This is a genomic window from Patiriisocius marinistellae, assembly GCF_009014635.1.
GTDB lineage: Bacteria > Bacteroidota > Bacteroidia > Flavobacteriales > Flavobacteriaceae > Patiriisocius > Patiriisocius marinistellae.
The window spans coordinates 85,340-106,572 of sequence record NZ_BKCF01000001.1 but is presented as its reverse complement, the minus strand read 5'-3'; the positions used below and the strand labels follow the sequence as shown (position 1 = coordinate 106,572).

The 21,233-nt window shown below is 34.4% G+C and carries 22 protein-coding genes; 9 read left to right on the top strand and 13 right to left on the bottom strand.

Annotation, left to right across the window (positions count from 1 at the left end):
- Positions 1–61: 61 nt before the first annotated feature.
- Positions 62–628, bottom strand: coding sequence for a DNA-3-methyladenine glycosylase I (locus tag GB234_RS00495; protein WP_151892549.1), 567 nt, complete (start codon positions 626–628; stop codon positions 62–64).
- Positions 629–726: 98 nt separating this feature from the next.
- On the opposite strand from GB234_RS00495, the gene GB234_RS00490 reads away from it, so the two are divergent.
- Positions 727–1,347, top strand: a complete 621-nt coding sequence (locus tag GB234_RS00490) for a thioredoxin family protein (protein ID WP_151892548.1) — start codon at positions 727–729, stop codon at positions 1,345–1,347.
- Between the two features lie 4 nt (positions 1,348–1,351).
- On the opposite strand, the gene GB234_RS00485 is transcribed toward GB234_RS00490, so the two are convergent.
- The 7 genes from GB234_RS00485 to GB234_RS00460 form a co-directional block, all read right to left on the bottom strand.
- Positions 1,352–2,068, bottom strand: coding sequence for a hypothetical protein (locus tag GB234_RS00485; protein WP_151892547.1), 717 nt, complete (start codon positions 2,066–2,068; stop codon positions 1,352–1,354).
- Between the two features lie 62 nt (positions 2,069–2,130).
- On the bottom strand, positions 2,131–2,307 hold the full coding sequence (locus tag GB234_RS15010; protein ID WP_172966818.1) for a hypothetical protein: 177 nt from the start codon (positions 2,305–2,307) through the stop codon (positions 2,131–2,133).
- A gap of 15 nt (positions 2,308–2,322) precedes the next feature.
- Entirely contained in the window at positions 2,323–3,066 is a 744-nt protein-coding gene (gene truB / locus GB234_RS00480) for a tRNA pseudouridine(55) synthase TruB (RefSeq protein WP_151892546.1), read from the bottom strand.
- A 10-nt stretch (positions 3,067–3,076) separates the two neighbouring features.
- Complete coding sequence (locus tag GB234_RS00475) at positions 3,077–3,871, bottom strand: undecaprenyl-diphosphate phosphatase (protein ID WP_151892545.1); 795 nt, start codon at positions 3,869–3,871, stop codon at positions 3,077–3,079.
- Positions 3,871–4,137 carry a DUF3098 domain-containing protein gene (locus GB234_RS00470; protein WP_151892544.1) on the bottom strand — a complete coding sequence of 89 codons (267 nt, stop codon included), beginning with the start codon at positions 4,135–4,137 and terminating at the stop codon, positions 3,871–3,873. The genes GB234_RS00475 and GB234_RS00470 overlap by 1 nt, the downstream gene beginning before the upstream one ends.
- A gap of 49 nt (positions 4,138–4,186) precedes the next feature.
- Positions 4,187–4,528, bottom strand: coding sequence for a hypothetical protein (locus GB234_RS00465; RefSeq protein WP_151892543.1), 342 nt, complete (start codon positions 4,526–4,528; stop codon positions 4,187–4,189).
- A complete protein-coding gene (locus GB234_RS00460) occupies positions 4,512–5,390 on the bottom strand; it encodes a cell division protein FtsX (protein ID WP_151892542.1) in 879 nt (292 codons plus the stop codon). Before GB234_RS00460 ends, GB234_RS00465 begins: the two co-directional genes overlap by 17 nt.
- A 144-nt stretch (positions 5,391–5,534) precedes the next feature.
- Between GB234_RS00460 and GB234_RS00455 the strand changes: the two genes are divergently transcribed.
- Positions 5,535–8,558, top strand: coding sequence for a leucine--tRNA ligase (locus GB234_RS00455; protein WP_151892541.1), 3,024 nt, complete (start codon positions 5,535–5,537; stop codon positions 8,556–8,558).
- A 642-nt stretch (positions 8,559–9,200) separates the two neighbouring features.
- Positions 9,201–9,890 (top strand): zinc metallopeptidase, encoded by a 690-nt coding sequence (locus GB234_RS00450; protein ID WP_151892540.1) that lies wholly within the window; start codon positions 9,201–9,203, stop codon positions 9,888–9,890.
- 134 nt (positions 9,891–10,024) lie between these two features.
- Here GB234_RS00450 and GB234_RS00445 read toward each other — a convergent pair whose 3' ends face one another.
- Positions 10,025–11,395: a saccharopine dehydrogenase family protein gene (locus tag GB234_RS00445; RefSeq protein WP_151892539.1), complete on the bottom strand. Its 1,371-nt coding sequence runs from the start codon at positions 11,393–11,395 to the stop codon at positions 10,025–10,027.
- A 97-nt stretch (positions 11,396–11,492) separates the two neighbouring features.
- Between GB234_RS00445 and GB234_RS00440 the strand changes: the two genes are divergently transcribed.
- Positions 11,493–11,864 carry a DUF423 domain-containing protein gene (locus GB234_RS00440; protein ID WP_235906031.1) on the top strand — a complete coding sequence of 124 codons (372 nt, stop codon included), beginning with the start codon at positions 11,493–11,495 and terminating at the stop codon, positions 11,862–11,864.
- 332 nt (positions 11,865–12,196) lie between these two features.
- Positions 12,197–13,807: a phosphoenolpyruvate carboxykinase (ATP) gene (gene pckA, locus GB234_RS00435; protein ID WP_151892537.1), complete on the top strand. Its 1,611-nt coding sequence runs from the start codon at positions 12,197–12,199 to the stop codon at positions 13,805–13,807.
- A 169-nt stretch (positions 13,808–13,976) separates the two neighbouring features.
- On the opposite strand, the gene GB234_RS00430 is transcribed toward pckA, so the two are convergent.
- Positions 13,977–14,723 (bottom strand): uroporphyrinogen-III synthase, encoded by a 747-nt coding sequence (locus GB234_RS00430; protein ID WP_151892536.1) that lies wholly within the window; start codon positions 14,721–14,723, stop codon positions 13,977–13,979.
- 27 nt (positions 14,724–14,750) lie between these two features.
- The gene (locus tag GB234_RS15330) at positions 14,751–15,404 is read right to left on the bottom strand and encodes a DUF4271 domain-containing protein (RefSeq protein ID WP_151892535.1); all 654 of its coding nucleotides are present in this window, start codon (positions 15,402–15,404) and stop codon (positions 14,751–14,753) included.
- A gap of 115 nt (positions 15,405–15,519) precedes the next feature.
- Between GB234_RS15330 and GB234_RS00420 the strand changes: the two genes are divergently transcribed.
- The 3 genes from GB234_RS00420 to GB234_RS00410 are packed head-to-tail and all read left to right on the top strand — an operon-like array spanning position 15,520 to position 18,143.
- On the top strand, positions 15,520–16,251 hold the full coding sequence (locus GB234_RS00420; RefSeq protein ID WP_151892534.1) for a polyprenol monophosphomannose synthase: 732 nt from the start codon (positions 15,520–15,522) through the stop codon (positions 16,249–16,251).
- Positions 16,251–17,591 carry a dihydroorotase gene (locus GB234_RS00415; protein ID WP_151892533.1) on the top strand — a complete coding sequence of 447 codons (1,341 nt, stop codon included), beginning with the start codon at positions 16,251–16,253 and terminating at the stop codon, positions 17,589–17,591. The genes GB234_RS00420 and GB234_RS00415 overlap by 1 nt, the downstream gene beginning before the upstream one ends.
- Positions 17,592–17,606: 15 nt before the next feature.
- Positions 17,607–18,143: a DUF4296 domain-containing protein gene (locus GB234_RS00410; RefSeq protein WP_151892532.1), complete on the top strand. Its 537-nt coding sequence runs from the start codon at positions 17,607–17,609 to the stop codon at positions 18,141–18,143.
- On the opposite strand, the gene GB234_RS00405 is transcribed toward GB234_RS00410, so the two are convergent.
- Positions 18,125–19,141 (bottom strand): NAD-dependent epimerase/dehydratase family protein, encoded by a 1,017-nt coding sequence (locus tag GB234_RS00405; protein WP_151892531.1) that lies wholly within the window; start codon positions 19,139–19,141, stop codon positions 18,125–18,127. The genes GB234_RS00410 and GB234_RS00405 overlap by 19 nt on opposite strands.
- 70 nt (positions 19,142–19,211) lie before the next feature.
- Between GB234_RS00405 and tyrS the strand changes: the two genes are divergently transcribed.
- Positions 19,212–20,555, top strand: a complete 1,344-nt coding sequence (gene tyrS / locus GB234_RS00400) for a tyrosine--tRNA ligase (RefSeq protein ID WP_151892530.1) — start codon at positions 19,212–19,214, stop codon at positions 20,553–20,555.
- A 155-nt stretch (positions 20,556–20,710) separates the two neighbouring features.
- Here tyrS and GB234_RS00395 read toward each other — a convergent pair whose 3' ends face one another.
- On the bottom strand, positions 20,711–21,226 hold the full coding sequence (locus GB234_RS00395; protein WP_151892529.1) for a DUF350 domain-containing protein: 516 nt from the start codon (positions 21,224–21,226) through the stop codon (positions 20,711–20,713).
- Positions 21,227–21,233: the final 7 nt, after the last annotated feature.

Here is a 21,233-nt window from a genome sequence, read left to right as displayed (position 1 = left end):
TAAAAAGAATTTTACTTCAAACAAAAAGCCAACTCAATTGAGTTGGCTTTTTGTTTGAAAATTATCGTACTTCATTATGTCTAAAACAATAAACAGCATGGTCATTAACCATTCCCGTTGCTTGCATATTTGCATAAATAACTGTTGAGCCTACAAATTTAAAACCACGCTTCTTTAAATCTTTACTTATTGCATCGCTCAAAGCTGTGTTTGCAGGAACCTCTTTCATAGATTTAAAATTATTTATTATAGGGTTTCCATCTGTAAATTTCCAAATGTAGTTGCTAAAACTCCCAAACTCTTTTTGAATCTCCATAAAAGCTTGCGCATTAGTAACGGCACTTCGCACTTTTAATTTATTACGAATAATCCCAGTATCTTCAAGCAAAGCCGAAATTTTAGTTTCATCATACTTCGCAATTTTTTTATAATCAAATCCATCAAAAGCATTTCTGAAATTTTCGCGTTTTCTAAGAATAGTAATCCAGCTTAACCCCGCCTGAAATGTCTCCAATAAAAGAAATTCAAACAACGTTTTATCATCATAAACGGGTACTCCCCATTCCTCATCGTGGTATGCCATATATAAAGGATCATTACCGCACCATTCGCATCTTTTTTTTTCCATTTTCTTAAAGTTTAATATTTCCGAAGTACATATTGAAGAATTTTTTCGTTAGAATTTAAAGATAGTAAGTTTGCAAAACCTATTGCGTCTTATGCATTATGAATATAGAAACCACAGTGGAAAAATCAAGAACAGCATCATTAAAAGAAACTATTGCTTCATCAATGAGCTATGAAGAATATAGAATTTTAGTAGCCGAGAAAGTTGCATCAAAGTCGAGTACTGGACCTAATCAAAGTGAAGCATACGTTAACTATACTAAATTAAGTGATGCTCGTATGCGAAGGTTAGATAAAACTATAAAAATTAGCAAAGCGTTAAATAATGCTGCATTAAATTATGACAAGAAAGTAACTTGGCTTATTTTAACAGAAAGCTGGTGTGGTGATGCAGCACAGTCTATGCCTGTTTTTCATAAGATAGAACAACTTAACTCAAATATTAAAGTTAAAGTTGCATTGAGAGATGATAATATTGAAACAATGCAATATTTTTTAACAAATGGAGGGATGTCTATCCCTAAATTAGTTGCTATTGACGAGATAACTAATAAAGTAATAGGGGAGTGGGGTCCAAGACCTACAGTAGCAACAAAAATGGTTTCAGATTATAAAGCGGAGCATGGAATGCTAACACCAGCGTTTAAACAAGATTTGCAAGTGTGGTACACTAAAGATAAGGCGACTTCAATAATGGAAGATGCTCTAGAGTTGTTATAATAGCTTAATATTGTCCTGGAAAATTATAGGTTATTGTGCCCTCTTGCTCTTCAATATCGGCTTTTGTGTTAAACCTAGAACGTTGCGCATAATCTAAAGCGCTATCTATTAAACAACCATTTCTAGTTGTTGAAGCGCTTCTGTTATAATTTGCTTTTACAACATTGCCTAGCTTATTTACCTCAATGGTAATCACAACTTTTCCACCACCTTCACATGTGAAAACGGGGTTTGGCAGTCGCATTGCTGTCCGTTCTTTTAGGCTATAACTTATTGTTGTTCTTGTTATTGCTCCTTTTGTAGAAGATGTAGTTGGTTTTGAAGCTTGGGCAGCCGCAGCTTTTTTTCTTTGAGCTGCAATTCTCTTTTTTGCTTCGGCTAGTGCGTTTTGTGTTTCGAGACTTTCTGTATTTTCAATAGTTTTTTCGCTTGGAGGTGTTTGGGTTGTTTCTGCGTCCTCGAGTCTATCGTTTTCTAATTCTTCAATAAATTTCTCCGCTTCATTATAGGCTCTGTTAGTTTTTATTCTAACTCTTTTTGGAGTTTGTTGTGCGAGCTTTTCTTCGGCTTCTTCAATAATAAGATCTTCATATTCAATTGGAGTAGTTTCTTCTTCGAGTATATTTTCTGAAGATATTTTTATACTCCACAACGTTAGCACTAAAATGCCAAAAAGCAAACTAGTAATTAGAAACGCGCGATATGAATAATTAAAGTTCACAATATAAATTTACAATAACTTAGGAAATATTAATTATTGAGATATGTTAAGAGCAATTTAAATCATAAAACTTTTTCAATCAATACGGCATACATTATTATTGATAACAATGTAATGATACCGAAGAATATAATCCAGTATTTAATAACTTTCACATCTTTAGCTATAGATTCTAAAGGGTTTGTTTTAGGTTTATCTTTCGTTTGTCTTTCTGGTTCGACTCCTTCAATATTTGACATATTTATATGATTTTATTATAAATTTTTGCTCCTTTCTTTTGAAGAAAAGGTTGGGGAATGATGTTTTTCTTCAATAAATTTAGCTTCAAAATCTTCAATAGAGATGGCGTCTTTGACATCCAAATCTCCAATTTTAGTTCGGCGCAACGCACTCAAATGCCCCCCGTTGTTTAAGGCTTTGCCAAAATCGTGCGCAAGTGAACGGATATAAGTTCCTTTACTACAAGCAACTCTAAAGTCAATATTAGGTAAATCAATAGTTGTAATTTCGAATGCTGAAATGTGAATTGCACGTTTAGGGATTTCAACTTCTTCTCCAGCACGCGCATATTCGTATAAACGTTTTCCTTCTTTTTTCAATGCTGAAAAGACTGGCGGTTGTTGCATGATATCGCCAACAAATTGTTTGGTAGCTTCATGAATCGCTTTGTTTGAAATCGTAGTGAAATCGTAGGTGTTATCTATTTCGGTTTCTAAATCATAACTTGGAGTAGTTGCACCTAGTGTAATTGTGCCCGTGTATTCTTTATGCTGTGCTTGATAAGTTTCAATTTGTTTTGTGAATTTTCCAGTGCACAAAATGAGTAGTCCAGATGCAAGTGGATCAAGTGTTCCTGCATGTCCAACTTTTATTTTCTTTAAATCAAATTGTTTTCTAATCAACCATCGTACTTTGTTGACTACTTGAAATGAGGTCCACCCAAGTGGTTTGTCTATGAGAATAACTTGACCGTCGAGGTACTCTTCTTTAGTTAGCATAGCTCAAAAATTAAAGATAAAGTCCTACGCCAATAGCAATAATACCGACGATTAAACAATAAATAGCAAAGTATTTTAACTTACTTTTCTTTACCAAACTAATCATCCAAGTACATGCAATCAAGCCACAAATAAACGCTGCGATAAATCCTGCGCCTAGTGTGGTAAAGTTAGTCGCATCGCTAGTTAACTCTCCTCCAAGAAGGTCTTTTGCTATTTTTCCAAAGATTAATGGCACAACCATTAAAAACGAAAATCGGGCTGCTTTGCTTTTATCATTACCTAATAAAACTGATGTGGAGATGGTAGCACCACTTCTAGAAATACCTGGGAGCATTGCGATTGCCTGTGAGATACCAATGATAAATGCATCTTTAAAAGTAACAGGTTTTCCTGTGTTTTTTGAACGATCAGCAAACCATAATAATACTGCTGTTACAATTAACATAGCTCCTACAAAAGCTATATTACCTCCAAAAAATGCTTCTAATTGTTCTTCAAAAAGTAAACCCACAATTACTGCTGGCAACATAGAAACAATAATTTTTACAATAAACTGTGTTTCTTCATTCCACTCAAATTTGAACAGAGCGGTGATAATTTCGATAATATCTTTTCTAAAAACCACTATGGTACTCAATGCTGTTGCAAAATGCAAAACCACAGTAAAAAGTAAACTTTCTTCTGGAACAGAGCTATCTCCAAGAATAGCTTTTCCTAATTCTAAGTGTCCACTAGAGGATACGGGTAAAAATTCGGTGAAACCTTGTATGACACCGAGTATAATTGAATCCCAAATTGTCATTATTTTTTGTCTTTATGTGGATTCAATAAAATTGCATAGACCTCAATACCAAATCCTATTAAAATTAATGCCGGAGCAAGACGTATGCGCCTCCAGTTGTAGATTTCGGGATTAAAAACGTTGGGGTCATCGCTACCACCACCAGACATCAAAATGAAGCCTAGTGCGATAAAGGCAACACCTATGAGCATAAATTTGTAGTTTTTACGCTCAAACATAAAGTAATGCTTTGCTTCGCTTTCGGTTTTTCTTTTTTTCTCTCCCAAGGTTTGAATTTTTTAAGATTTCGGCTTTATGCCTGCAAATATAATGGAATTATAATTCTGAAAAGAGCGTATCATTCGCAACGACAAGTTGTGAAATATGGTTGGTTTCCGAAGACATAAAAATTGTTTTAGCTAAGTGTAGTTTTACTTTTTTGCCTACAGTTTTTTCTGCCATTTTTTCTAGGGTCATTCCATTTTCTAAGCCCCTGTTTATATAGTAAAAACTCCCGTCACTTTCTGCAAAGACAATATCTTTAACACCTCCCTCGTAAACACGTGCTACGGTAATTTCTTTAAACGTGCAGTCTTCTGCATCTGGATTTTGAATGATACAGCTTGTAAATAATAAAAGGCTGCAAATTCCTGCTGAAATTTTAATAGTACAAGTCATCTGTTCTTAGATTTAAAAAACGTTGTGTGGCAAAATAAGTGCTCAACCACGTGATGAAAAGTCCCATTAAAAAGACAAACAAAAAGACAGCGCCAAGCATCATTTTGTCATTCAATAATTGTAAATCTGGAAAGCTTTTATTAATATAATATAATACACCTGCCATTCCTGCCATTGCAACAAAAGCACCTATGATTCCCAATCGAACACTTTTCCATATAAAAGGACGTCGAATAAAGCGTTTAGTTGCGCCTACCATTTGCATTGTTTTGATTGTAAATCTTTTAGCGTAGACCGAAAGTCGTATAGAGCTATTAATAAGCAACACTGCAATGAATAAAAAAAGCGAAGCTATAATGAGAATCCAAAGGCTTATTTTCTTTACATTATCTGTCAATTTTTCAATTAACGGTTTATCATAAACCACATCATCCACAAAATCTTTTGCTTTGAGTTCGCTTACAATTTCTTCAATTTTTTCAGGTGTAACATAGTTTGCGTTAAGGCGTACATCAATACTATTTTGTAGTGGATTATCTCCTAAATATTCCATAAAATCTTCGCCTATGGTTGCGCTGTGCTCTTCGGCAGCTTGTTCTTTTGAAACGTAAATGGCGTCTTTTGTGTACTCAGCCAGCGCAAGACTTTGTTTTAATTGCTCCATTTCTACCTCTTTTGCAGTGTCTTTCATAAAGACCACAATGGGTATTTGTTCTTTAAAATAGTCGCCTACTTTTTTCCCGTTAAGAATTAAAAGCCCTAATAACCCTAGTAAAAACAGCACTAATGAAATACTCAACACCACTGAAAAATAAGAAGAAATTAATCTGCGTTTCTGAAATTTATCAAAGGATGCTGCCATGTTTATTTTATAGGATTTAGTGGTTGCTTAAATGCGCTTCCATTGGTAAAAATACGAGGAATTTTCAAGCTACAATGATTGAACGTTTAAAGTTTTCTCTTTCGTACATAACTGTTAAATTTGCCGCTTAAATAAATAGACGCGATGAGTAAATATCATTTCAACGATATAGAAGCCAAGTGGCAACAATACTGGGAAAAAAACCAAACATTTAAAGCTTCAAATACTAGTGAAAAACCTAAGTATTATGTGCTAGATATGTTTCCTTATCCTTCAGGTGCGGGATTACACGTAGGGCATCCGCTGGGTTATATTGCGAGTGATATTTATGCGAGATACAAGCGTCATAAAGGTTTTAATGTATTGCATCCACAGGGATACGATAGTTTTGGGTTGCCAGCTGAGCAGTATGCAATACAAACTGGACAGCACCCGGCAGATACTACTAAAGTAAATATTGAAGGAGGTGTAGACAAAGCTGGAAATAAAATTGAAGGGTATAGAAAACAGCTTGATAAAATTGGGTTTTCGTTCGATTGGTCACGCGAGGTTCGTACATCAAATCCAGAATATTACAAATGGACGCAATGGATATTTATCCAACTTTTTAATAGTTGGTACAACAAGGATAGTGATAAGGCTGAAGATGTTGCCACATTGATTTCAATTTTTAAAAAAGATGGAAATGCAAAAATTAACGCAATAAGCGATGAAAACATTAATGTTTTTTCTGCGGAAATGTGGAACAGTTTTTCTGAAACGGAACAACAACAAATTTTGTTGAAATACAGGCTAACCTACTTAGCCGAAACAGAAGTAAATTGGTGTCCAGCACTAGGAACAGTGTTAGCTAACGACGAAATTGTCAATGGGGTGTCAGAACGTGGTGGGCATACCGTGGTTCGTAAAAAAATGACACAATGGAGCATGCGAATTTCAGCCTACGCGGAGCGTTTGCTGCAAGGGTTAGAAACCATCGATTGGCCAGAATCATTAAAAGAAACACAGCGCAATTGGATTGGAAAATCTGTAGGTGCGATGATTTCATTTGATTTAAAAGAACACAGCGAAAAAATCCCAGTATTTACTACAAGACCCGATACTATTTTTGGAGTCTCATTTATGACGCTAGCTCCAGAACACGAGTTAGTTTCAAAAATCACGACTGATGATCAAAAAGCCGCTGTAAATGAATATGTGGAGGCTACTTCAAAACGAAGTGAGCGTGAGCGTATGGCAGATGTTAAAACAATTAGCGGTGTATTTACAGGAGCGTATGCAGAGCATCCTTTTACAAAAGAACCTATTCCAGTTTGGATAGGAGATTATGTACTTGCAGGATATGGAACAGGAGCCGTTATGGCTGTACCATGTGGTGACCAGCGTGATTATGATTTTGCAACTAAGTTTGGAATCCCAATTCCTAATGTATTTGAAGGAGTTGATATTAGTGAAGCAGCACATGCAGATAAAGAAGGAACTGTAATCGCAAATAGTGATTTCTTAAATGGATTGAAATATAAAAAAGCTGTAAAACTTGCTATTTATGAGTTAGAAAAACTAGGTGCGGGAGAAGGCAAGACAAATTATAGATTACGTGACGCTGTATTTTCAAGACAACGTTATTGGGGAGAGCCGTTTCCAGTGTATTATGTGGACGGAATGCCGCAAATGATAGCAAAAGAACACTTACCAATTAGATTACCCGAAGTAGAAAAATACCTCCCCACAGAAGAAGGCGAACCACCATTAGGCCGTGCAGATGTATGGGCATGGGACACAAAAAAATGCGCAGTAGTCAGTAATCAGTTAATTGATAATGAAACTGTATTTTCTCTAGAATTAAATACAATGCCAGGGTGGGCAGGAAGTAGCTGGTACTTTTTTAGATACATGGAAGACGCTATGCGCGATGGTGAATTTGCTAGCGAAGATGCACTCAACTATTGGGAGAATGTTGACTTGTATATAGGCGGTAGCGAACACGCAACAGGCCATTTGTTGTACAGCCGTTTCTGGGTAAAGTTTATGAAAGACAGAGGGTTTGTAAAAGTCGATGAGCCTTTTAAGAAGTTGATAAACCAAGGGATGATTTTGGGAACGAGTGCTTTTGTATATAAAATTCTTCCAGAAATGATTAGTATTAATCCAACTGGAATAGTTGATTTAAGCAAATATCCAAAAGAGATTTTTGTTTCGTCTAATTATATTAAGAACGAAGAATTTAGCAAAGATTTTGAAACACAATTTAGAACTGCTTGTAAGCCAATTTTTGAATGGTTAAATAAAGATAAATCATCAGCAGAAGAACATTTAAGCTTAATTAATTTTACTACACAAAAAATCCATATAGATGTTTCATTAGTAAATACCTCAGATGAGGTTGATGTGGATGCACTTCGGATATGGAGAGAAGAATTTAAAGATGCTGAGTTTATAACTGAAGAAGACGGCACATTTAAAGTAATTCGCGAAGTCGAGAAAATGTCTAAGTCAAAATACAATGTGGTCAATCCAGACCAGATATGTGATGAATATGGGGCAGATAGTTTACGATTGTATGAAATGTTTTTGGGGCCTTTAGAGCAGGCAAAGCCATGGAACACCGCCGGACTAAGTGGTGTGCATTCTTTCTTAAAAAAACTATGGAAATTATACCACGGCGGTGCTGATGAAAGTTTTAGTGTAAGCGACGAGGCACCTTCAAAAGATGCGTTGAAAACATTACACAAAACAATAAAAAAGGTAGAAGAAGATATTGAGAACTTTAGTTTTAATACATCGGTTTCTACATTTATGATTGCGGCAAATGAGTTGACGGCACAAAAATGTAATGCGAAAGAAATTCTTGAGCCACTAGCTATTTTAGTTTCTCCTTACGCACCACATATTGCTGAGGAACTTTGGAGTAAATTGGGGCATACAACAAGTATTTCAACAGCGCCATTTCCTAAGTTTGAAGCAAGTCATTTAGTAGAGAGTAGTAAGAATTATCCTATTTCGTTTAATGGAAAGATGAAATTTACTATGGAGCTACCTCTAGATTTAAGTAAAGACGAAATTGAAGCTGCCGTAATGGCAAGTGAGGATACTCAAAAATACTTAAATGGTCGCGAGCCGAAGAAAGTAATTGTTGTTCCTGGTAAGATTGTAAACATAGTGGGCTAGAGCGATTGTAGATCTTTATTTTACGATTTTTGAATTAGTATAAATTTAGGTTGTGATTTGCGTTTTTAAGTTGGGTATGTAATTGAAAATGTATTTGTTAGGTGTTTTTTTTGTACCTTTAATATATGAATTTACCAAGCGAAGCATACGAAATAATAATAGCAGTAATTTTAATTTCAGTTGCAATGGTTTTAGTTAATTACATAACTAAGCGTAGCAGAAATTTTAGAAGTACTAGAAATAAAAAGGCGAGAAAACAATTCCCGACTTCTAAAATTTTATAGTTTAATATCTCGTTTCATATATACCTGTAAAATAAATTTTAAACCTCAATTATTCTAATTATATCAATCATCAACTCAAATAGGTGATTGTTTTGCTTGTTAAATTTGTACATTTTGTGATAAAACTATTTGCAAGCAAGAACCTTACGAGCTATATTTAATGATCTATTTGGAATCTTTATTAGTTTCCCGAACGGTTATTTTACATTACATAGTTCTCCACTAAGTTTAAATGAATAATTGTGAGTTGTATATTATGCAATCTGCCACTTAAAAATTTTGCACGCTTTTTGTTATCTTTAATCTTGAAATATTAAATGATTAAAATTTCCGCGAAAGCGATACAATTTTTTAAACTATGATTGGATACTATATAATTGCCGGAGCTATATTTTTAATAAGTAGCTATGTAAGTAATAAGTTAAAAAGTAAATTTAAACATTACTCAAATGTGCATCTAAAAAACGGTATGAGTGGTAAAGAAATTGCCGAGAAAATGCTGGCAGATAATAATATTTATGATGTTGAGGTGATTAGTGTTAAAGGGATGTTGACCGACCATTACAACCCAGCCAACAAAACAGTAAATCTTAGCGAAGGTGTATATATGCAACGTAATGCAGCAGCTGCAGCAGTCGCCTCTCACGAAGTAGGACATGCTGTGCAACATGCAACGGCATATAGCTGGTTAACTATGCGAAGTAAAATTGTTCCTGCAGTGGGGATTGCGAGTAAATTGTCAAATATTGTTATTATGGCAGGTTTGGCTTTGTCTGTTGGAGGTTCTGCTTTTGGTACTAATATATTTTTAGTAGGTATCATTTTATTTGCAATAACAACAGCGTTTGCATTTATAACTTTACCAGTTGAGTATGATGCGAGTAAAAGAGCATTGGCTTGGCTAGAAAGTGCAAACATGACTACGCCAGAAGAACACGCTGGAGCTAAGGATGCTTTAAAATGGGCAGCAAGAACATATTTAGTAGCGGCTTTGGGTTCATTAGCTACATTGCTTTACTTTATTATGATGTTTTTTAACAGGAGATAGAGTAAAAGATATAAAAAAATAAAGGCTTTTTTGTCAGTGGTTTCGACTTCGCTTAACCTGACAAAAAAGCCTTTATGTATGCTATGTTATTTTGAAATCAACAATCTAAATAAATATGTTGATCTTCAATTTGTTTACCCTACAACAGTTAATGGGTTATACCCAAGGTATTCAACTTCAGTCTCTTTAAAGTTGATGTCAAAGTTTTCAAGCTCTTTTAAAATGGGTTCGTAAACTTCTTTATTTATTGGCAGTTGAACACCGGGTGTTGTGATTTCTTCATTTAATATTTTCAACGCTGCCATTGCAACAGGAAGCCCCACGGTTTTTGCCATTGCGGTGTATGTCTGGTCATCACCAATAGCTACCATTTTGCTGTCTATTTGATGTTTTTTGCCATCGAGTTCATAACCAAATTTATGATACATCACTATCATATCTTTATCCTCAGGAGATAATGTCCAGCTGTCTTCTAATATTTTTTGAAGCGCTTGTGCAGGAGTTGCATCTTTAATACCTATTGTTTTTTTATTACTTAAAATATCAAGGTCAAGTATTTTTTCCCACATCAAATCATCTTGGTCAATCTTAAGATTGTGGCGTAGTTTTAACTCTATACTATCTGTAGGTGAATACGGTAAAAAGCAGTTTACAAATTCTCGATAGGTTAGTGTCTCGCTATCTGGTAATGTATAAGTATCATCTGTCAATCCTAGTTGCACAAACATATTCCAAGCCTTGCTATAACCCACTCTACGAATGGTTCCTCGGTATAATGTAAGAACGTCTTTTAGTCCATAAACACTCTGGTATTTTAGACTATTTCTATTAGCGTACACTTCAAATTTTCCATAGTCTTCAACTTCGATAAATTCAGTGCGACGAAATAATCTATTATAAGGTATATACTTATATTTTCCTTCTTGGATAAACTCTGCTGCTCCACCTTGCCCTGCTAATACTACGTTACGAGGATTCCATGTAAATTTATAATTCCAAAGATTTGTGTCACTCTCTGGAGCAACAAGGCCACCAGTAAAACTTTCAAACAATAACATTTTTCCACCTTGCTCCTTAATACGGTCAATTATTTGCATTGCGCTCATGTGGTCAATACCTGGATCAAGCCCAATCTCGTTCATAAACACTAATCCTTTTGCTTTTGCCATTGGATCAAGGAGTTGCATTTCATCACTAATGTATGATGCTGTTACAAGATGCTTTCCAAACTCAATACAATCTCTCGCCACTTCAATATGATACCTTGCAGGTAGCATAGAGATTACTAAATCACTATTTTCAACAGCCTCTTTACGTTGCTTATCATTAAAAACATCTAATAAAATACCACGACCATTGGGGTGATCACTTGTAAATTTTTGTGCATTTTGAACGTTGAGGTCACCTATAGTTATGAACAACTCTTCAGTCTCACTTTTATCTAATAAATACTTGATTAAACTAGTTGCTGAACGTCCTGCGCCAATGATTAAAATGTTTCTCATGAAGGGGTTTTTATTTATCTTTAACTGTAGAAAATACGTTGACGAAAGTACAAATTTGTAGATACATTTTATGGATATTCTTGATAAAAAAATAGTGATGACAGCATGTATTATTGGTGCAGTTACGATTGCCATTGGTGCTTTTGGTGCACATGGACTAAAGCAACTTGTTAAAGCGCAGTCGCTTGCCACATTTGAAACAGGAGTGCGTTATCAAATGTATCACGTTCTTGCATTACTCGTTATAGGTTTTGCAAAACCTATTGATATGAAAACTAAAAAATGGGTTTTTGTACTCCTATTATTAGGAATGCTATTATTTTCTGGTTCTATTTATATTTTAGCATTAAAAGACGTTTTTTCTTTCAGTGTTTCTTTTTTAGGTCCCATAACTCCTATTGGTGGATTGTTGTTTATGGCGGGGTGGTTGCGTTTAGGTTTTGGGATTTGGAAGTCAAAAAATAGTTAAAACTTGTGTGTGCTAAATTTAATAACTTCGGAAATGTACCACATATTACTAATAATTAGACAATACTTCATAAAAGCCAGTATTGTATTTTGATTATACAAAAGCGTAAGTTTAATGAGCCAGTAAAGTGGTTGATGACTTAATATTTCTGAAGTAAGCATCTAATTTTTTGAATTTTTAAAAGTCAAAAAAACTATGCAACTTTTTATTTTTATGTTTTAGTATAAAATTTAGTTGAGGTTATTAACAATTTGAGAGGATAATTAAGGAGAGTTTAATGCTTTAAGTGTTGATGTTTTGTTACTTTTGCCGAACAACAATTAAATTAAAGTATGGCGGCTAATAACCAAACTACGAAAACGATTTCGATAGATAAATACGGAATCAAAAATGCAAAAGTTAACTACCAACTTTCTGCGGAAAATCTACACCAAGAAACATTACAAAAAGGACAAGGGAAAGAAGCGAACAGTGGTGCACTTGCAGTAAATACTGGCGAGTTTACTGGGCGTTCTCCTATGGATCGTTTTATTGTAAAGGACAAGATTACCGAGGATAAAGTATGGTGGGGAAATATAAACATCCCTTTTGAAGCGGATAAATTTGATGCGCTTTATGACAAGGTGACGAACTATCTTTCTGAAAAGGAAGTATATGTGCGTGATAGTTATGCTTGTGCAGATAAGGATTATAAACTAAACATTAGAGTCATTAATGAGTATCCATGGTCAAACATGTTTGCTTATAATATGTTTTTAAGACCTACAGATGCTGAGCTTGAGGGGTTTGATCCAGAATGGCTTATTGTTAATGCACCAGGTTTTATGGCAGATGCTGCTGTAGATGGAACACGTCAACATAACTTTGCGATTCTTAATTTTGAAAAAAAGATTGCATTAATAGGGGGAACAGGATATACTGGAGAAATTAAAAAAGGAATTTTTTCTGCTTTAAATTTTATTCTTCCTGTGTTTAAAAACACATTACCTATGCATTGTTCTGCGAATGTAGGTGATGATGGTGAGACAGCTATTTTCTTTGGGTTAAGTGGAACAGGAAAAACAACCTTGTCCGCAGATCCAGAACGTAAATTGATAGGTGATGATGAGCACGGTTGGACTTCTGAAAATACTATTTTTAATTTTGAAGGAGGTTGTTATGCAAAGGTAATTAACCTATCTGCAGAGAACGAACCAGATATTTATAATGCAATCAAACCTGGAGCTATACTTGAAAATGTAGTAATGGATGAAAATGGTGACGTTGATTTTGCAGATACTTCTGTAACTCAAAACACTCGTGTGAGTTACCCTATTTTTCATATTGATAATATACAGGAGCCAAGTGTGGGCAAAAACCCTAAAAATATATTTTTCTTAACTGCAGATGCTTTTGGAGTTTTGCCTCCTATTTCAAAGTTAACACCTGGTCAAGCTGCATATCACTTTATTAGTGGGTATACAGCAAAAGTAGCAGGTACTGAAGCTGGTGTTGATAAGCCAACACCAAGTTTTTCTGCTTGTTTTGGAGCGCCATTTATGCCTTTACATCCTACAAAATATGCTGAGATGTTGAGTAAGAAAATGAAAGATGCAGGTGTTACTGTATGGTTAGTAAATACAGGTTGGACTGGAGGTCCTTATGGAGTAGGTAGCCGTATGAAGCTGAAATACACTCGTGCAATGATATCTGCGGCGATGGATGGAAGCTTAGAGGCAGCTAACAAAGATAATTACCACGTGCACTCTGTATTTGGTTTAAATCAACCTAGAACATGTCCTAATGTGCCGTCTGAGGTTTTAAGCCCAAGAGGAACATGGAATAATGATGAAGGATATTATGAAACAGCTCATAAATTAGCAAGTTCATTTAAAACAAACTTTAAAAAGTTTGAAGAATATGCAAATGAAGAAATTATGGCGGGAGCTCCTTTAAAGGGTTAAACTGTAGTTTTGAAATATTTAAAAGCCGTGCTAGCATTTTGTTAGTACGGTTTTTTTTGTGCAGTAATGATTTACATAATAAAAAAAGCTCCCTATTTTCAACGTTGAAACGGGAGCTTTAATTTTTTATAATGAATACTTTTTAAGTGATGGATAAGTAATATTTAAATTATTTCTTGTTCATCTCCTTAATATACTTTTCTAGAGCCATTGTCATAGATGGCATCTCTGGCGTTGGAGCTTGTATGTCAACACGTAATCCTTTTTCGGTAGCAGCTTTTACTGTAGTGTTACCAAATACAGCAATACGTGTGTCATTTTGTTCAAAATCTGGAAAGTTTTCAAAAAGAGATTCTATTCCACTAGGGCTAAAGAAAACCAGTATGTCGTAGTAAACATTTCTTAATCCACTTAAGTCGCTTACAACGGTACGATAAAAAACAGATTCTGTCCAGCTTACTTTTAAGTCATTAAGAACCTTAGGTACTTCTGGTTTTAATTTGTCACTAGCAGGAAGTAAAAACTTTTCAGTTTTATATTTTTTAATAAGAGGTGAAAGCTCTGTAAATGTTCTCTTACCTACATAAATCTTACGCTTTCTGTACACCACATATTTTTGCAAATAATAAGCAACAGCCTCACTTTGACAAAAGTATTTCATAGAGTCTGGTACTTTAAATCGTAATTCGTCAGCAATCCTAAAAAAGTGGTCTACAGAATTACGGCTTGTCAAAATAATTGCTGTAAAATCTTTAAGATCAATTTTTTGCGCTCTTACTTCCTTGCCATCTACTCCTTCAACATGAATAAAAGGAACAAAGTCTATCTTCACCTTTTGTCTGTCAATCAAATCAAAATAGGGAGAGTTTTCAACCTTTGGTTCAGGTTGAGAAACTAAAATAGTTTTCACTTTCATAAGCCTTTTTTTTTGTTAAAACTTAAACTACGTTATTACCTTATATAGAATAATGTAGGGGGAAATTTCAAGCGCGCAAAGATATAAAATAAAATAGAAGAAATTTGTTAAAATAATTTTTCCATGCGTTTTGTAGCTGGAAAACAGAGCAATGCCGTTAAGAACAAGGATAAGTACAAAAAATATCGTGAATGAAATTCCATTTAGAGGAGTGAAATAAGCCGAAATAACAGCGATAAAGAAAAACAAAAGGCCTAAAATATTTCTATAACTTAATTTTTGATATAAATAACTGTTTATGAGTGATTCAAGGTTAAGTATGTTTCCTATAATTTTTTCAATTGCAAATTTTACGAAAACAAAAACAGAATATAAGGTGCAAATTTGTACATAAATCCATTTGTTCACTATTACCTTTTCAGGAATTTGCCATAATAAAAAAAAATAAATAACTAATGAAACACTAAGTAACTGAGCAACGAACAAAATAATATTAAAAGGGTGGATAATTGTATCCACCTTTCCATGTACTAAAAAATATTTATTTGAAAGTGGTAATCTTATAAATTCTTGAAATCGATTAGGGTATAAGTATTTAGCAAATGTATATAGTGCAATACAACTCATAATTACTAGTGTAATCCAGTTATCTGAAGTTATAAGTCTGTCTGCGTACTCCACGTAATTTTTTGTTGATAAAGGTACTGCAATTAACAACCTCTAAAAAGTAACCTTAACACATTTTTGCAATTACAATCTTGTTCAAAATGGGTACATTTGCCAAAAAAGAAATCGGATGCCAAATGCCTTGGTGGTCATACCTACCTACAATGAAATTGAAAACATAGAGCGACTCATTCGCAATGTATTTTCATTGCAGCGTAGTTTTGATATCCTAGTTGTTGATGATAATTCGCCTGATGGAACTGCAGATTTAGTAAAAAATTTGCAGTTAGTATTCCCAGATAAACTCTTCATATTAGAGCGAAAGGGAAAACTTGGATTAGGGACAGCATATATTGCAGGCTTTAAATGGGCCCTTGAAAAAGAATATGCATACATATTTGAGATGGATGCAGACTTCTCTCATAACCCTAATGATCTCATAAGGTTATATAATGCTTGTGATAAAGATGGATTTGATGTTGCAATTGGATCCCGTTATGTCACAGGTGTGAATGTTGTAAACTGGCCTATGAGTAGGGTGTTAATGTCTTGGGGAGCATCAAAATACGTTCAATTTGTAACAGGAATGGATATATATGATACCACTGCGGGTTTTATTTGTTACCGAAATGAGGTGTTATCAAAAATTAATTTAGATAAAATAAAATTTGTTGGGTATGCATTTCAGATTGAAATGAAATATAAAGCTTACTTAAGTAAATTTAAAATAAGAGAAGTTCCTGTCGTTTTTACAGATAGGACAAAGGGAGAATCAAAAATGAGTTCAGGAATAATTTCCGAAGCCATTTTTGGGGTTTTAAGAATGAAATTAAAAAATAGCTTTAATCGCTTAGAAATCTAATGAGTAATTATTTAATAAAAAACGCAAACATTGTTAACGAAGGCAAGATATTTAAGGGTGACGTCTTAATAGAAGGTGACCGTATTGCCGAAATTTCAGAGAGCATTAGTGTAAAATCTGCAGAAACAAAGGTTATAGACGCAGATGATAGTTATTTAATCCCGGGAATGATTGACGATCAAGTGCATTTTAGAGAGCCTGGTTTAACTCATAAAGCTACTATATTTACAGAGTCACGTGCTGCTGCTGCTGGAGGAATTACAACTTTTATAGAAATGCCAAATACAGTTCCTCAAGCTACAACTGTTGAATTACTAGAGGAGAAATTCACTACTGCTTCAAAAGATAGCTTTGTAAATTATTCATTCATGTTTGGTGGAACAAACACTAACTTAAATGAAATTCTTAAAATAGATAAAACAAAAGTAGCTGGACTTAAATTGTTTTTAGGATCATCGACTGGAGATATGCTCGTGGATGATTTGAACACTCTTGAGAGTATTTTTAGTAAGACAGATTTGTTGATTTCTGCACATTGTGAGGATGAAGCAACTATCAAAGCTAATATGGAGAAAGCACTCGCAAAATATGGAGAAGATATTCCTATTAGTGAACATCCTAATATACGTAGTGAAGAAGCATGCTATATTTCTTCCTCAAGAGCTATTGAATTAGCAAAGAAAACGGGTGCAAGATTACACGTTTTTCATTTGTCAACAGCAAAGGAAACAGCACTTTTTAGTAATAAAATACCCTTAAAAGATAAAAAAATTACAGCCGAGGTTTGTGTACACCATTTATGGTTTACTGATGAAGACTATGCAGTAAAAGGCACAAAGATAAAATGGAATCCCGCAGTAAAAACAGCGGCTGATAAAAAAGGTTTATGGAAAGCACTTAACGATGATCGTATTGACGTTATAGCAACAGACCACGCACCTCACACTATTGAAGAAAAAAATAATATATATACAAAAGCACCTAGCGGAGGACCTCTAGTGCAACATGCTGTAGAGGCATTATTTGAAATGCACCATAAAGGCTTTGTGACCGTTGAAAAATTAGTGCAGAAAATGGCGCATAATCCAGCCATCTTGTTTGAGATTAAAGACCGTGGTTATATTAGAAAGGGTTACAAAGCAGATTTAGTTTTGATAAACCCTAACGCTCCTTGGACTGTTACAAAAGAGAATACTGCCTATAAATGTGAGTGGTCTCCTTTTGAGGGAAGTACATTTAGGTCTAGAATTACACATACGTTTGTTAATGGTAATTTAGTATATGATAATGGTGTTTTAACAGAACATTCTGTTGGGGAAAGACTTACGTTTAATAGATAAAATTTTCCAAAATTTATGAAATATGTCACCGTTATACTATTGTTGCTATTAGCATCTTGCCAAGATGTTAAACGTCCTGAAGCTCCAGAAAACTTAATTTCTGAAACGCAAATGGTAGCTGTGTTGACGGATGCATATTTAATGAATGCCGCCAGAAGTATTGATATTAGAAAGATTAGAAAAGAAGGGATTTATTTAGACTCAATTATTTATGCAACTCATAAAATTGATAGTCTGCAATTTGCTAAGAGTAATGCTTACTACACAAATAACTTAAATACTTACAATGATTTGATTACAAAAGTAGAGCAAAAGCTTATTACTGAAAAAACAAAAAGAGACAGTCTTTATGAAATCTTTAAAGAGGGAAAAGAAGAATTAAAAAGATTAGATAGTATTTACAAAGCAAAGATAGATAGTATGGCTGTTGAAATGCCTGCTGTTTCAAGAGATAGTCTTGAAATATTATTAGATGCTGAAAATGCTAAGCTAAAGACCTCCGAAACAGGAATTACAGACGATAGTGTAGTTTCTCAAGATTCAATTTTATAGCTTTCTGTGACGCGACTTAGCGTGTCTTCAAAAGGAATAAAATTTAGAACAAGCTCATTTTTAACTTTTGAACTATCATAAAATGATGTGTCATAAAGTGAGTGTACGGTAGCCTTTAATAACTTTCGTTTTGTTCTAAAAATCAAATTAAAAAACCAATCAACATTACTAACCATCATTAGCTTCCATTTTTGGATGGATTTTCGTGGTGGTTTTTTATTAAAAGCTAATGCGAGTGTTGTCATTAAATCTTTATAAAAAATATTTTTTGAGACTAGGATATAACGTTCATTTTTAATTTCGCTTTGCGTTAATTTTATCATTACGCTTACCACGTCTCGTACATCGACAAGACCTACGCCGCCACTAGTGTAAATTGGGATTCCGCGTGAGCCTATATTCATTATTATACCACTGCCTGTGCTCCAAAACCCCTCGCCAAAAATTACACCTGGATTAACAATTACAGCATTTAGGCCTTCTTGAGTTCCTCGCCATACTTCCATCTCCGCGCCATACTTTGTAATTGCATAAACACTATTTTTTGCTTCAGGATTCCAGTCACTTTTTTCATTGATAAGCGAGCTGTCAACGGTACTTCCCAGTGTGGCAATTGTACTAACGTAACAAAGTTTTTCAACTTTATGTAGCAAACATTGATTGACAATATTTGCCGTCCCTTCAATATTTATTTTTTTAAGCTTTCTAAAATCTTTAGAGTTAAAACTTATAAAAGCAGCAGCATGATAGACACGAGTTATTCCTTTAAAAGCAGTTTCGAGGGCAGGGATATCATTAATGTTAGCTACTACCCATTCAATACGACTGTACATTTTTTCAATTTCAGAAATTTCAGAAGAATAGTAAGAAAAGATTTGTTTTAACTTTTCTCTATCGCTACTCTCACGATAGATTGCTCGTACTGCATTGTGTTCTTGAAGAAGAAAATAGAGCAAATGACTGCCCACTAAACCTGTGCCTCCCGTAACTAAAATCATAGGACTAAAATACGTTTTTAAGACTTTAAATGGCTAAAAAATAATGTAATTTTGCTGAAAATTTATTGAAATGCAGTTACAAAATTTTGTTGAAGAATTACAATGGAGAGGGATGGTACACGACGTGATGCCAGACACAGAAGCGCACTTACTAGTAAAAATGCGAAGCGCCTATATAGGGTTTGATCCTACGGCAGATTCATTACATATAGGTAATTTAGTACCTATAATGATATTGTCGTTTTTTCAGCGCAGTGGGCACAAACCTTATGCATTAGTTGGAGGAGCCACAGGAATGATTGGTGATCCTTCTGGAAAATCAACTGAGCGTAATTTTCTTGATGAAAAAACCTTACGTCATAATCAAGAATGTGTGCGTAAACAGCTATCACAGTTTTTAGATTTTGCTCCCGAAACTAAGAACGCAGCCGTATTAGTAAATAACTACGACTGGATGAAGGAGTTTTCTTTCTTAGATTTTATACGTGATGTGGGTAAACATATTACTGTAAATTATATGATGGCGAAGGATAGTGTAAAGAATAGATTGACAGGAGAGAATGTTGATGGAATGTCCTTTACTGAGTTTACCTACCAGATGGTGCAGGGGTATGATTTTTTACACCTTTATAAAAATCATGACTGTACTCTACAAATGGGAGGAAGTGACCAGTGGGGAAATATTACCACGGGAACAGAGATGATTCGTCGTATTGGCGGCGGAAAAGGATATGCCTTAACTTGTCCGTTAATTACAAAGAGTGACGGAAGTAAATTTGGTAAAAGTGAGGGTGGTAACGTGTGGTTAGATCCAAAAAGGACTTCGCCATACAAATTTTATCAGTACTGGTTGAACACTAGTGATGAAGATGCTGCTAAGTATATTAAAATTTTTACATTCTTAGACAAAGCAACAATTGAGAGTATTATTACAGCTCATGAAAAAGCACCCCACGTGCGTGCGTTACAAAAAAGACTAGCGCAAGAAGTAACCACAACGGTCCATAATGAAGAGGAATATGAAAAGGCGGTAGCGGCTTCGGAAATATTATTCGGGAAATCAACGTCTGCCGATTTGAAAAAATTAGATTCGGAAACATTTCTTGATATCTTTGAAGGCGTACCTCAAGCTGAAGTTACAAGGGAAGACATCAAAAACGGACTCGATATTATTAGTGCGCTTGCCGAAAAAACAGGATTCTTAAAATCAAACGGTGAAGCAAGGCGTGCATTGAAAGAAAACTCAATTTCGGTAAACAAAGAGAAAGTAAAAGACAGCTACAAAATAACCGAAACAGATTTGATCAACGGTGCTTTTGTGTTATTGCAAAGAGGAAAGAAAAATTATTTTGTTATACGAGTTACCAAGGATGGAGGTGATAAACCCGACCCAAAGAATTTATTGACTTTATAACAATCTCAAAATCAAAAATCCCCAAACATAACGCTTGGGGATTTTCTTCATTAACTAACCAACCAACTATGAATGGGAGTTATCATCTCCTTTTTCATAACAATTGTACTAATAGTCGGTTTATTATATTTCGGCTTACAAAAAATAAATCTTTTTTACATAAAATTTGTGACTGTAGGATATGGCACTAATGCACTGATAAGTAATGCGATGCTGTCTTTAACAATCAATGTAATACTAATCATAATCGCTACTACTAGAATTGCAACAGATGTATTGTTTTGCTGTATTTCTTTAAACTCATTGATGCCTTTTGTGAAAAGAGAAAAAAGTAAAAATACAGCTCCATTTATAAGTGCTGCTGCTAGAAAACCTATGAAGAGATAGAGCCCAGAATAGGTGAGTATTTCAACAACATCAATGGCTTCGCTATCTGCCATTGCTATACGTATTACGTTAGTGATTGATGGTAAAATTTCAGAAAGTATTAAACCAATTGACAATACAATTCCAGAAGTGAAAATTGTAAAGGCTAGATTTTCCCCATTTAGGTTTCCGTCCTTAAAAAATAGCTTTATAAGCACTTTGTAAGACGCAAACATGATAACTATGGCGATGATTATTGAAAGAATAATTTCTAATAGTGCGAGTGTAAATAGTTGTGAGTTCATACGGTTT